This is a genomic window from Leisingera sp. SA32 (genome assembly GCF_056033425.1).
Window position 1 is genome coordinate 327,485 of record NZ_JBVYHB010000004.1, and the last position, 13,105, is coordinate 340,589.

Consider the following 13,105-nt stretch of genomic DNA (forward strand, 5'->3'; position numbering starts at 1 on the left):
AACCCCGGTCGTCAGCGAACGCCGCAGCACAGGCCGTCTGCGGCCGCATCTGCCTGTGCAAACAACACCCGGCTGGCATTCAACAATAAAGCGGATCAGGCGGCCATGTTTCCAAACAAAACATAATCTTCGGGAAACGTACCGTTCGCCGATACCGCGCCTTGCGCAACACCACCTAAGGTTGTGCTATGCAGGGTCTGCACCAAGAGAGGAAAGGAGACGGGAATGCAGGACGTATTCAGCCGGATGAGATTGCTCCACCGCCCGCGTATTCTGGCGCGTGCGGCCCGACTGGGGGCGCAGAACTATTGCAGGCAGCGCGACCTGCGGCGGATCCTGGGCCATGGCCATGTCCCCAAACCGGCCGCCGCGGCGCTGCGGCTGCTGGAGCTGGAACAAGAGCTGAACAACGCCCGAAAGGCCGACGATCCGGGGTATTCGATGATCCGGCACGTGGACGTGCTGATCGCGCTGGTGGGGGAAGCGGCCTGCCTGCGCAGTCCGCCACGTGGCGCCGGCGGACAGACAGAAACGGCGGCCGCCATGGACCGCCACTCCCCATCCGTGCCCGCCAGCAGACCCGGACCGATACCACCCTTCGGAGCCGTTACATGAAGGCGTCCGGCATCGAGGCTTTTTTCTTGGCGACATATTCGTCCAGCGCCAGTTTGATCGCCGGATCCAGGGCCGGCTGCTGATAGGTGTTCAGCAGGTGTTCGACCCGGTTGGAGGCCAAGGCCCAGGTGTCGCGGGCGCCCTCTTCTTCCCATTGTTCAAAGGGTTTGTAGTCCAACAAGTCGGACTTCCAGAAGGCGGTTTTGAAGTTGGCCTGGGTGTGGGCGCAGCCCAGGTAATGGCCTCCGGGGCCGACCTCGCGGATGGCGTCCATGGCCTGGTGGTTTTCGTCTACCATCACGCCCTTGGCCAAACCGTGCAGCGCGCCCAGCTGGTCGGCGTCCATCACGAACTTCTCGAAGTCGGCCACCAGGCCGCCCTCGAGCCAGCCGCAGGCGTGCAGCATGAAGTTCACGCCCGACAACAGCCCCATGTTGAGCGAGTTTGCGGTCTCATAGGCTGCCTGCGCATCGGGCAGTTTGGAGCCGCAGAACGACCCGGCCGAGCGAAACGGCACGCCCAGTCGGCGCGCCAGCTGGCCAGCGCCATAGGTAACCAGCGAGGCCTCCGGCGTGCCAAAGGTCGGCGCGCCGGAGTTCATGTCGATCGAGGACACAAAGGCGCCAAAGATTGCGGGTGCCCCAGCCCGGCACAGCTGGCTGTAGGCGATGCCGGCCAGCACCTCGGCCAGCACCTGCGTCAGCGTGCCCGCCACCGACACCGGCGCCATGGCGCCGCCGACGATAAAGGGCGAGATGATGCAGGCCTGCATATTCTTGGCATAGACTTCCAGCGAGCCCATCATCACGTCGTCAAAGGTCATCGGCGAGTTGATGTTGGTGAGCGAGGTCATCACCGTGTTGTTCTGCACGAAATCCTGACCAAACAGGATGCCCGCCATGTCGACAGAATCCTGCGCCCGGCTGGGTTCGGTGACAGAGCCCATGAAGGGTTTGTCGCTGAGCGTCATATGCGCCATCAGCATATCCAGGTGGCGCTTGTTCACCGGGATGTCGGTAGGCTCGCAGACCGTGCCGCCCGAGTGGTGCAGCCATTTCGACATGTAGGCGAGCTTCACGAACTTGTTGAAATCGTCCATCGTGGCATAGCGACGGCCGCCATTGCGGTCCCGCACGAAGGGCGGGCCGTAGACCGGCGCCAGAACCAGGTTGCGGCCGCCGATAACCACCGATTTATCCGGGTTGCGGGCATGCTGGGTGAATTCCGCGGGGGCGGTTTCGCACAATTTGCGCGCCAGACCGCGGGGGATGCGCACCCGCTCGCCCTGCACATCGGCACCTGCCGCACGCCAACGCTCCAGCGCCACCGGGTTGTCCACGAAATTGACGCCAACCTCTTCGAGGAGGGTGTCGGCGTTGTGTTCGATGATTTCCAGCGCCTCGGCATTCAGAACCTCGAAGTTCGGAATATTGCGCTCGATGTATTTGGCGGTCTCGATCTTGACGCTGGTGCGTTCGGCACGGCGGGCGGCGCCGCCGCCGCCCCGGGCGCGACGGCGCGGTGCTGCTTCTGTCATGGTTTATCCTCACCACAGGCATTTCATTGCCAAGGGTATTATAGTCCGCCAGCAGGTCAGCGCCGCAGATTTGCGGCCTTTCAAGTTGAAAAGCGACATGGTTGGCGCATTTCGTCCGCCTGCGGGGGGCTTGGCCTGTCGAAGAGCCGGATTGCTGCTCCGGTGTGCTTGCCTTTGGCTTCGGAAGTCTGGCAAACGATTTTGAACCGATATGCAGTCCCGCCCTGGCCGAGAAGGATCACTTATGGACCGGATTTCGCTGACAGAAGAGCTGTCTTTCAGCCGTATCGCCTATGGCCTGTGGCGGGTTGCAAATGACACGGACACCTCGGCCGCGCATATTGCCGCCAAGATCCGCGCCTGCCTGGATCAAGGTATCACCACGCTGGACCAGGCCGACATCTACGGCGGCTATACAGCCGAGGCGATCATGGGCGCAGCTCTCAAGGCCGAACCTGCCCTGCGCCAGAAGGTGGAGATCGTCAGCAAATGCGGCATCGTCGCGCCGTCAGAGCGCTACGACACCCCGGTCAAACATTACAACACCAGCCGCGCGCACATCTTCAGCGCTGTCGAACAGAGCCTGCGCGACTTCGGCACCGATTACCTCGACCTGCTGCTTGTCCACCGTCCCGACCCCTTAATGGACCACGAAGAAACCGGTCGCGCGCTGGATGATCTTGTGGCCGAGGGCAAGATCCTGGCCGCCGGCGTGTCGAACTTCCGGCCTTGGGATCTGGAGCTGTTGCAATCGGCGATGTCGCAGCCGCTGGTCACCAACCAGATCGAACTGAGCCTTGTGGCGCTTTCCCCCTTCACCGACGGCACCCTGACCGCGCTGCAACAGCGCAAACTGCCCGCGATGGCCTGGTCCCCGCTCGGCGGTGGCACCCTGATGCGCGACAGCACTCCGTTGACCGCCCGGATGGACGACCTGGCCGCGGCCGCCCGCGTCGACCGCGCCGCCATCGCCGTCGCCTTCCTGCTCGCGCATCCGGCGCGCATCCTGCCGGTGATGGGCACCAACAGCCTGGAGCGCATTCCCACGTTGGGCGATGCGCTCTCTGTCAAGCTCAGTCGCGAGGACTGGTTCGAGCTCTACACCCTTGCCAGCGGCCAACCAGTGCCCTGACATCCGCTGCGGGCGGGGGGCGCCTGCAATTTTGCCGCCCGTCCGGCCAAAGGCTCTTGTCACAGCAACGGCTTCGGCGTATTGGCCGCACATGACAGAGACATCCCATGACCGCCTACTCATCATCGACTTTGGCAGCCAGGTCACGCAGCTGATTGCGCGCCGCCTGCGCGAGCTGAACGTCTATTGCGAAATCCACCCCTATCAGAATGTTACCATCGACTTCGTGCGCGAAATGGCGCCCAAGGCGGTGATCTTCTCGGGCGGGCCAGACAGCGTGACCCGCGTGGGATCCCCCCGCGCGCCGCAGGAGATCTTTGATCTTGGCGTGCCGATCCTGGGCATCTGCTATGGCCAGCAGGTGATGATGCACCAGCTGGGCGGCGAGGTGGTTAGCGGCCACGGCACCGCCGAATTCGGTCGCGCCTTTGTCACCCCCACCACTGAACGCCCGCCCCTGCTGGATGGCTGGTTCGCCAATGACGGCGACCGCGAGCAGGTCTGGATGAGCCATGGCGATCATGTCAGCCAGATCGCGCCCGGTTTCGAGGTCTACGGCACCTCGCCCAACGCGCCCTATGCCATTACCGCGGATGTCAGCCGCAATTTCTACGCCGTTCAGTTCCACCCGGAGGTGCATCACACCCCCAATGGCGCCAAGCTGTATGAGAACTTTGTCAAACTGGCGGGCTTTGCCGGCGACTGGACCATGGGCGCCTACCGCGAGCAGATGATCGAGAAGATCAGGGAACAAGTCGGCGACAAGCAGGTGATCTGCGGCCTGTCGGGCGGTGTCGACAGCTCTGTTGCGGCGGTGCTGATCCACGAGGCGATCGGCGATCAGCTGACCTGCGTCTTTGTCGACCACGGGCTGTTGCGCAAGAACGAGGCGGAAGAAGTCGTCGCGATGTTCCGCGACAATTACAACATCAAGCTGATCCACGCCGATGAGAGTGACCTGTTCCTGGGCGAGTTGGAGGGTATCTCCGACCCCGAGACCAAGCGCAAGATCATCGGCAAGCTGTTCATCGATGTGTTCCAGAAGCACGCCGACACCATTGAAGGCGCCGAATTCCTGGCGCAGGGTACGCTGTATCCGGATGTGATTGAATCGGTCTCCTTCTCCGGCGGGCCGTCTGTCACCATCAAGTCGCACCACAATGTGGGTGGCCTGCCCGAAAAGATGGGCCTGAAACTGGTGGAGCCGCTGCGCGAGCTGTTCAAGGACGAGGTCCGTGCCTTAGGCCGCGAGCTTGGCCTGCCCGACAGTTTCATCGGCCGCCACCCCTTTCCCGGACCCGGTCTGGCGATCCGCTGCCCCGGCGAGATCACCCGCGAAAAGCTGGAGATCCTGCGCGAAGCAGATGCCATCTATATCGACCAGATCCGCCGTCATGGCCTTTATGACGAGATCTGGCAGGCCTTCGTCGCAATCCTGCCGGTCCGCACCGTGGGCGTGATGGGCGACGGACGTACCTATGATTACGCCTGCGCGCTGCGCGCAGTCACCTCTGTCGATGGCATGACGGCGGACTATTATCCCTTCAGCCATGACTTCCTGGGCGAGACCGCCACCCGGATCATCAACGAGGTGAAGGGCATCAACCGCTGCACCTACGACATCACTTCCAAGCCTCCGGGTACGATCGAGTGGGAGTAACCCCGACACCACTGCCCCGGCCCAACGGCCGGGGCATTTTTTTTGGGCCATGGTTAACCAATCCGACAGGTGTTCTTGAGATATTTCCCCAAACACGGCCGGTTTGGAGAACCCAATGATCATTTGCCACCCGTTGAAGCTGATCTTTATCAAGACCAAGAAGGTCGGCGGCACATCTTTTGAGATTGCTCTGTCAAGTTTCTGCGATGCAAGCAGCGTCATCACTCCGATTTCCGGCGCCGATGAGCAGACCCGCGCAAGCCTGGGTTACCCCGGCCCGCAAAACCATCAAACGCAGATCTGGCCCGACGGGACCGAGACCGAGGCACAGTTTTTCAACCACATCCCGGCAGATCAGGCCAAGGCGCTGATTCCTCAAGAGATCTGGGACAGCTACACCAAGGTCACGATATGGCGCGATCCCTTCGATGCCGCCATTTCACGCTACTACTGGGAAAGGGCCATTGCCGCGACCACCAGTTTTGGCGACTTCGTGCAAAGGTATCCCCACCTGCTCACAGAGAACTGCGCCATTGCCCCGTTGGAGGGCGACGCGGCAGTGGATGTCTATCTTCGCTACGAACATCTGGAAGAGGGCATTTCGGCACTCGGGATCGCAGGGCTGTGGGAGCGTTTCTCCAGCTTGCGGGCCAAGGGCGCGCTGCGCCCGCGCGAGGGGGCCGATCCGGCAACGCTCTATTCGCGTTTTCCCGCCGCTGCGGACATCGTGGCCGAACACTGCGCCGCGGAGATCGAAAAATTTGACTATCAGAAACCGCAGATCGTCCCGGCCCAGGCGGTCGCGCCCCGCGAGCGGAAGACCGATTTCATCTTTACCCTGTCGGCCGGACGCACCGGCACGGCCTGGCTGGCGCAGTTTCTGGGCGACAACCTGGCAGTGAAATCGGTCCACGAGCCGCTGGGCGTACTGGATTTTGGCACCCAGATGCCGGAAATCAGCCATATGCGGCGGTTCAATTCTCTGGGCATGGACGGCAAGATGCAGGCCTTCTGGCAGAACAAGCTGGCCGCATTGCAGGCACCTTACGCCGAATCCAATCATACGCTAGGCAAATGCGGCCTGATCGAGGCGTTGGCCGCAAGTGATATCGCCGACCGCAGCACTGTCATCATCCTGCGCCGCGATCTGGCCAAGCAATGCGCCAGCTACGTAGGCCGCAATGATTTCCAGAACATCACCATCCCCTGGCAATGGTATCTGGATATGAGCTACGCCAACAACATCGTGAATCCCCAGATGTTCCGCCAGTTGGGGCAGATCGGCTGGGCGATCTGGTACGCGCTGGAGATGGAGACACGTTATGCCTATTACGCGCTGAAATTCAGTGACCGCATCACCTTTGTCGAGGCCCGCCTGGAGGACGCGACCAAACCCGACGGGGCGGCGCAGTTGTTGGCTGCGCTGGGGCATGAGGCCGAACCGGTTTTGCCACCCAAGAAAAACGCCACCCACAACACAAATGAGGTCACCGAGGCGCTGACGAATGAGATCCGCACCCTCCTGGACCGGCTGAACTTTGATCCGGTGGCCTTGGCGTCGGCTTATATCGGTTCGGGCAAATCCCTTGCCGCCCCCGGCCTGAAGGCGGCCGCTGCCGCCTGAGAATCACCGGCTGCAGCAGCTGCTGCGGCGGCACAACCACCTGCACCCCGGCCGCTGCGAAGCACGGCCGGGGTGTTGCGTTCTTGACCCCGGCGCGAATTTACCCCTCTCTGACCGCCAGAATGCAAAGAGGGCAATCATGGAACAGGCAGAGGCGCGCGCGGGGCTGGCCGCGTTGTGGATGCTGGGGGCGATCGTTTCCTTTTCCGCCATGGCGATTGCTGGGCGCGAAGCCGGGCTGACGCTGGATACCTTCGAGATCATGACCTACCGCAGCCTGGTGGGCGTGCTCATCGTGGCGACGGTGCTGACGGTCACCGGGCGCTGGCATCAGGTCAGCCGGGCACGGCTGGGGGTGCATCTGTTGCGCAATGCCTGCCACTTTACCGGTCAGAACCTGTGGTTTCTGGCGGTAACACTGGTGCCCCTGGCGCAGGTATTCGCGCTGGAGTTCACTGCGCCGCTGTGGGTCATCATCCTGTCGCCGCTGCTGCTGGGTGAGGCGCTGACCCGGCGGCGGATGCTGGCGGTTGTGCTTGGCTTTACGGGCATCCTGATCGTGGCGCGCCCCAGCCCGGACAGCGTGAATACCGGCATCCTGGCGGCGGCGTCCTGTGCCATTTTCTTTGCCCTTACAGCGATCCTGACCAAACGGCTGACCCGGCTGGAACCCACCGCATCAATCCTGCTGTGGTTGACTGCCATGCAATTGGCCATGGGGCTGCTGACGGCTGGCTGGGACGGCGACATAGCGCTGCCCGCCGCCGCGACGCTGCCCTGGCTGGTACTGATCGGCATTGCCGGGCTGACCGCGCATTTCTGCCTGACCACGGCCCTGTCTCTGGCTCCGGCCAGCGTGGTGGTGCCGGTGGATTTCGCCCGACTGCCCGCCATCGCCGTGCTGGGCATGGTGATCTACGGCGAGGCGCTGGACCTGTGGGTGCTGGGCGGCGCAGCTGTCATCTGCGTGGCAAATTATCTCAACATCGTTGCGCCAAAGCCGCGGCCAACCCCCGTCAGCTGATCTAATTCAGCAAGTTTCCGCTCCGTTAACATTGATTTGCTAAAATGCTGCCGGTTACGGTTTCATGACAAGAAGCCGCAGGACGGCTTTTTCTGAGGGAGGAACAATGAAACGCTATCTTGCAACGTCGGCCGCGCTGGCGCTGATTTCGGGCGGTGCAATGGCCAGCGGCCTGGACCGCACCGGCCAACCCATTGGCATCATCTTTGAGGAAGGCTCCTACGTCGAGTTTTCCGCCGCGACCACCTCGGTGGATCTGACCGGCAATGACCGCACCAACCTGAACCCGGCGGGCTCCGCCTCGGGTGATGTGGGCGACCGGTTCAACATGTTCGGCGCCGGCTACAAGCGCGACATCAACGAGCAGCTGTCCTTTGCTCTGGTTTTCGATCAACCCTGGGGCGTGGACGTAAACTATCCTGTGGGCGGCTCCGCACTGTTGGGCGGCACCTCCGCGCAGGCGGATTCCAAAGCGCTGACCGCCTTGCTGCGCTACAAGTTCAACGAGCGTTTCAGCGTCCACGGCGGCATCCGCTATCAGGAGATCGACGGCGCCATCAACCTGGCGGGCGCGGCTTACGGCGCCGTTCCGGGCGGCACCTACAATGTTGTCGTGAACAAGGACGGCGCCTTTGGCTGGGTGGCCGGTGTCGCCTATGAGATCCCCGAAATCGCGCTGCGCGCGGCGCTGACCTACAGCTCCGAGATCGAGCATGATTTCACTCTGAACGAGACCTTTGCCGGCTTCCCGGCCGCAAACTCCACCACCACGACCAAGACCAAGACCCCGCAGTCCGTGAACCTGGACTTCCAGACCGGCATTGCCGCCGACACGCTGGCCTTTGCCAACATCCGCTGGGCCGAGCACAGTGTCACCGACCTGGTGCCGGGCACCCTGAACCGCGATCTGATCGATCTGGATGATTCCGTCACCTACACGCTGGGCGTCGGGCGCAAGTTCAACGAGAACTGGTCCGGCTCGCTGGCGCTGATCTACGCCGACGTCGATGGCGATGATCTGGTGTCGCCGCTGGCCCCGACCCACGGGTATGAGGCGATCCGTCTTGGCGTGCAGTACAAGCAGGACCAGATGACCATCTCTGCGGGCATCCGCTACACGGATCTGGGCGATGCGGTCGCCGCGCCCGGCGGCACCCCGGTCGCCAACTTCCAGAACAACGATGCGCTGAGCATTGGCGTCAAGATCGGCTACCACTTCTAAGCCGCACAAGACCCGCACCAACCAACCACCCCCGCCCCCGTCCCGGAGGCGGGGTTTTCTTGGCTTGCGCCCCTCCCCGCCTGCGCGCCGGGCGCACATGGAATTGACCGCGCCCGCGCAGCCGATTAGCAAGGCCTGACACTTTCAGCGACTTGAGACTGCGATGCTTTATTCTTCCGCACAGGACTGGCGCGACGCGCCCAACAAACGGGTGCTGTTCTTTGGCATGTCCGGGCTTGGCAAAACCTATGTCAGCAACATCCTGCGCGGCGCGGGCAGCTGGTTTCACTATTCCATCGATTACCGCATCGGCACGCGCTACATGGGGGAATACATCGCTGACAACGCCAAGGCGGAGGCGATGAAAGTGCCCTTCCTGCGCGATCTGTTGCTGTCGGATTCGATCTACATCGGCTCCAATATCACCTTTGAGAACCTGACGCCGGTGGCCGCCTATCTGGGCAAGCCCGGAGACAGCGCCAAGGGTGGGCTGGCAATGGAGGAATACCGGCGCCGACAGGAACAGTTCCGCGTCGCGGAAATCCGCGCCCTGCTGGACACCCAGTATTTCCAGACCCGCGCGCAGCAGCTTTATGGCTATGACAATTTCATCTGCGATACCGGCGGGTCGATCTGCGAATGGGTGGATGCCAGCAACCCTGACGACCCGATCCTGAAGGAGCTCGCCAAACACACGCTGATGGTCTGGATCAAGGGTAGCGAGGCGCACACGGCCGAACTGGTGCGCCGCTTTGACCGCGCGCCCAAGCCCATGTCCTATCAGCCGCAGTTCCTTGATCGTGTCTGGCAAGAATATCTCAAGGAACATGGGGTAGCTGAGGCTGATGTGGATCCCGATGCATTCATCCGCTGGACCTATGCCCAGGCGTTGGCGCACCGCCAGCCGCGCTATCAGGCTATGGCCGAAAACTGGGGCGTCACGGTGACGGCCGACCAGATCTCTGCCGTGCGGGACGAGGCCGGTTTCACCGATTTGATCGCCAGTGCTCTTGAGGCCCGCAGCTAGGTCGCCTATCTGTCAAATTCCGCTATATCGCACACCCATCCGCAACTCAGGACAGTGACATGCCCATCAAGATCCCCGCAGACCTCCCCGCCTATGACGTTCTGACGAACGAAGGCGTCATGGTCATGTCACCGGATCAGGCGGCACGTCAGGACATTCGCGCGCTGCGCATCGGGCTGCTGAACCTGATGCCCAAGAAGATCCAGACCGAGAACCAGTTTGCCCGGCTGATTGGCGCCACGCCCTTGCAGATCGAGCTGAGCCTGATCCGCATGAGCGAGCACCGCACCAAGAACACCGCGGCGGAGCATATGGCCGAATTCTATCGCCCCTTTCAGGAGGTGAAGGACCAGAAATTCGACGGGCTGATCATCACCGGCGCTCCGATCGAGCATCTGGAATTCACTGATGTCACCTATTGGGACGAGATGCGCGAGGTGTTTGCCTGGACCCAGACCAATGTGCATTCCACCTTTGGCGTCTGCTGGGGCGGCATGGCGATGATCAACCACTTCCACGGCGTGAAGAAACACATGCTGGAGCACAAGGCGTTCGGCTGTTTCCGGCATCAGAACCTGGCCCCTGCTTCGCCCTATCTGCGCGGGTTTTCGGATGATTTTGTGGTGCCGGTCAGCCGCTGGACAGAGATGAAGCAGGCCGAAATCGACGCCGTGCCAGGGCTGACCACCCTGCTGGGCAGCGAAGAGGTCGGCCCCTGCCTGGTCGAGGACAAGGCGCACCGCGCGCTCTATGTGTTCAACCATTTCGAATATGACAATGACACGCTGAAGCAGGAATACGACCGCGACGTGGAAAATGGCACCACGATCAACGTGCCGGGCAATTATTACCCGCAGGACGACCCCAGTCGTCAACCGCAGAACCGTTGGCGCAGCCATGCACATCTGCTCTATGGCAACTGGATCAACGAGATCTACCAGACCACCCCGTATGAGCTGGACCGGATCGGCACCTAAAGGGGCCCCGATGCCACTGCGCCGCGCGACACGCCACCGCCATCAATTGCGTTAAGGCGTTTAACATTCCATACTGCCTTCCCAAATAACGGGTTGAGGACAGAGGTGTTTTGCATATGAAGTTGCCATACGACGGTGCCATCAGCCGCTTCTTCGAGACCGGCGCGCCGAAAGAGATTAGCAAGGCGATCAAGACTGCCGACAAGGAGGAGATCCTGAACCCCAGCTACCCTTACCGGGAGCGAATGAAACGCAAGACCTATGAGCGTGAGCTCGAAGAGCTGCAGATCGAATTGGTCAAGCTGCAGGACTGGGTACGGCGCAGTGGCGCACGCGTGGCGATCCTGTTCGAGGGGCGCGATGCGGCTGGCAAGGGCGGAACCATCAAACGCTTCCGCGAGCATCTGAACCCGCGTAGTGCCGGTGTGGTGGCCCTGACCAAACCCAGCGCGGCGGAGCAGAGCCAGTGGTATTTCCAGCGCTATGTGCAGCATTTGCCCGCTGGCGGCCAGATTACCCTGTTTGATCGCAGCTGGTACAACCGCGGAGTGGTGGAAAAGGTCTTTGGCTTTTGCACCGACGAGCAACGCGAACATTTCTTCCACCAGGTGCCGGATTTTGAACGGGCCTTGGCCGAGGATGGCATCCTGTTGTTCAAGATCTGGCTGAATGTCGGCCGCGCCGAACAGCTGCGGCGCTTTCTGGACCGCGAATCCGACCCTCTGAAGCAATGGAAGCTGAGCCCAATCGACGTGCAGGGCTTGGAAAAATGGCACGACTACAGCGCCGCCATCTCTGAGACATTCGCGCGCAGCCACAGCGCCGAGGCGCCCTGGACGGTGGTGCGCTCCGACGATAAACGCCGCGCCCGGCTGGCGGTGATCCGGCGGGTTCTGGCAGGCATCGATTATGACAACAAGGATCATCAGCGCGTCGGCGCACCGGATCCCAAAATCTGCGGCGGCCCGGACATCTGGGATGCCTAAACGCGGCTATCATCACGGCAATCTGCGTCAGGCGCTGGTCGAGGCCGCGCTGAAACTGATCGAGGCCAAGGGTCCGACCGGGTTCACCCTGTCGGAGGCGGCCAAGCAGGCAGGCGTGACCCCAGCCGCCGTTTACCGCCATTTCAAGGGGCGCGAAGACCTGATCGCAGAGGCCGGGCGACAGGGCTATGTCATGTTTGCCGATCTGATGCAGCACGCCTATGACAAGTATCAGCCCTCTGCGCTGGCGGCGTTCGAGGCCACGGGTCGGGCCTATCTCGCCTTTGCCCGCAAGCATCCGGGCCATTACATCGCGATGTTTGAAAGCGGCATTTCGGTGAACCGCACACCAGAGCTGGCCGATGCCGCCGCCCGCGCACGGGCCATCCTGGAACGCGCGGCTGCGGACCTCAGCCAGCATATCCCGGCCGAGAAACGCCCCCCCGCTTCGATGTTTTCGGCACATGTGCTGGCGATGAGCCACGGGGTGGTAGAGCTTTATGCCCGCAACTCCCCAGGCGCGGCCTCGCCGTTTCCGGCCGAAGATCTGCTAGAGAGCGGCATCGGCATCTACCTGCGCGGGTTGGGGCTGATCGATCCTGACAGCTGAGACCGGTGCCTGCCCCGCTCAGGCAACCGCATCATCGCTGAATGTCACCAGATCGCTGACGATGTCTTGCAGCCCCTCAATCATCTCCGCCGTGGGTGGTGCGGTCAGCAACGGCGCCATCTGCCGGATCAATGGCAGCGGCAAATCCCACCACCGCAGCCGTTGCAGCTGCGCGCAGATCGTATCTTCAAAACGTTTGCGGACCAGTTGCGCCGGATTTCCCGCCCAGACCTCATAGGCGCCGACGTCCGAGGATACGGTTGCGTTTGGATCGATCACGGCGCCATCGCCGATTGTCACGCCAGCCAGCAGGGTTGCATTTGCGCCGATCGACACATCATTGCCGATCACCACATCGCCGCTACGTGGCAAAGCCGGATGCTCATCCACGCCGCCCAGTTCGTCGGGAAAGGCGGCGCCAAAGGGAAAGGCGGTCAGCCGGTCGGTTTGCGGCGCCGCATCCATAAGAACCTGCACCCCCGGACCAATCACACAGAACGACCCGATGGTGACATTGGTGCCACCGCCTTGGCCGCGGATGGCCATATCTTCATAGCCATGGGTAAAGCGGCCGATTTCCAGAATACCGTCGCCGATCGGCGCCGTCTTGAAACTGTCTACTGATACCATTTTGAGGGTCCGCCCTTGCCCGTTGACTGAAAACGACAGCTCCAGTTTAGGCAAACTTTCT

The 13,105-nt window shown here is 62.0% G+C and carries 12 protein-coding genes; 10 read left to right on the plus strand and 2 right to left on the minus strand.

Features of this window, described 5'->3' with window-relative positions:
* Positions 1-225: 225 nt before the first annotated feature.
* The gene (locus AC0IPL_RS08850) at positions 226-615 is read left to right on the plus strand and encodes a DUF6477 family protein (RefSeq protein WP_474273694.1); all 390 of its coding nucleotides are present in this window, start codon (positions 226-228) and stop codon (positions 613-615) included.
* Here AC0IPL_RS08850 and AC0IPL_RS08855 read toward each other — a convergent pair.
* Positions 608-2,152 carry a trimethylamine methyltransferase family protein gene (locus AC0IPL_RS08855; RefSeq protein WP_474273696.1) on the minus strand — a complete coding sequence of 515 codons (1,545 nt, stop codon included), beginning with the start codon at positions 2,150-2,152 and terminating at the stop codon, positions 608-610. The two genes, AC0IPL_RS08850 and AC0IPL_RS08855, sit on opposite strands and share 8 nt — an antisense overlap.
* Before the next feature lie 244 nt (positions 2,153-2,396).
* Between AC0IPL_RS08855 and AC0IPL_RS08860 the strand changes: the two genes are divergently transcribed.
* The 9 genes from AC0IPL_RS08860 to AC0IPL_RS08900 all read left to right on the plus strand — a co-directional run bounded on the left by AC0IPL_RS08860 (position 2,397) and on the right by AC0IPL_RS08900 (position 12,414).
* Positions 2,397-3,284, plus strand: coding sequence for an aldo/keto reductase (locus AC0IPL_RS08860; protein ID WP_474273698.1), 888 nt, complete (start codon positions 2,397-2,399; stop codon positions 3,282-3,284).
* Between the two features lie 91 nt (positions 3,285-3,375).
* Complete coding sequence (gene guaA / locus AC0IPL_RS08865; RefSeq protein ID WP_474273701.1) at positions 3,376-4,944, plus strand: glutamine-hydrolyzing GMP synthase; 1,569 nt, start codon at positions 3,376-3,378, stop codon at positions 4,942-4,944.
* Positions 4,945-5,059: 115 nt separating this feature from the next.
* Positions 5,060-6,568 (plus strand): hypothetical protein, encoded by a 1,509-nt coding sequence (locus AC0IPL_RS08870; RefSeq protein ID WP_474273703.1) that lies wholly within the window; start codon positions 5,060-5,062, stop codon positions 6,566-6,568.
* A gap of 139 nt (positions 6,569-6,707) precedes the next feature.
* Positions 6,708-7,592 (plus strand): DMT family transporter, encoded by an 885-nt coding sequence (locus tag AC0IPL_RS08875; RefSeq protein ID WP_474273705.1) that lies wholly within the window; start codon positions 6,708-6,710, stop codon positions 7,590-7,592.
* A 106-nt stretch (positions 7,593-7,698) separates the two neighbouring features.
* The gene (locus AC0IPL_RS08880; protein WP_474273707.1) at positions 7,699-8,814 is read left to right on the plus strand and encodes an outer membrane protein transport protein; all 1,116 of its coding nucleotides are present in this window, start codon (positions 7,699-7,701) and stop codon (positions 8,812-8,814) included.
* 163 nt (positions 8,815-8,977) lie between these two features.
* Positions 8,978-9,841 carry an ATPase gene (locus AC0IPL_RS08885; RefSeq protein WP_474273709.1) on the plus strand — a complete coding sequence of 288 codons (864 nt, stop codon included), beginning with the start codon at positions 8,978-8,980 and terminating at the stop codon, positions 9,839-9,841.
* Between the two features lie 59 nt (positions 9,842-9,900).
* Positions 9,901-10,818 (plus strand): homoserine O-acetyltransferase MetA, encoded by a 918-nt coding sequence (gene metA / locus AC0IPL_RS08890; RefSeq protein ID WP_474273711.1) that lies wholly within the window; start codon positions 9,901-9,903, stop codon positions 10,816-10,818.
* A gap of 116 nt (positions 10,819-10,934) precedes the next feature.
* Positions 10,935-11,804, plus strand: coding sequence for a polyphosphate kinase 2 (gene ppk2, locus AC0IPL_RS08895; protein WP_474273713.1), 870 nt, complete (start codon positions 10,935-10,937; stop codon positions 11,802-11,804).
* Positions 11,797-12,414: a TetR/AcrR family transcriptional regulator gene (locus AC0IPL_RS08900; RefSeq protein ID WP_474273716.1), complete on the plus strand. Its 618-nt coding sequence runs from the start codon at positions 11,797-11,799 to the stop codon at positions 12,412-12,414. Before ppk2 ends, AC0IPL_RS08900 begins: the two co-directional genes overlap by 8 nt.
* 18 nt (positions 12,415-12,432) lie before the next feature.
* Here AC0IPL_RS08900 and AC0IPL_RS08905 read toward each other — a convergent pair whose 3' ends face one another.
* Positions 12,433-13,044 (minus strand): CatB-related O-acetyltransferase, encoded by a 612-nt coding sequence (locus tag AC0IPL_RS08905; RefSeq protein WP_474273719.1) that lies wholly within the window; start codon positions 13,042-13,044, stop codon positions 12,433-12,435.
* Between the last annotated feature and the right edge of the window lie 61 nt (positions 13,045-13,105).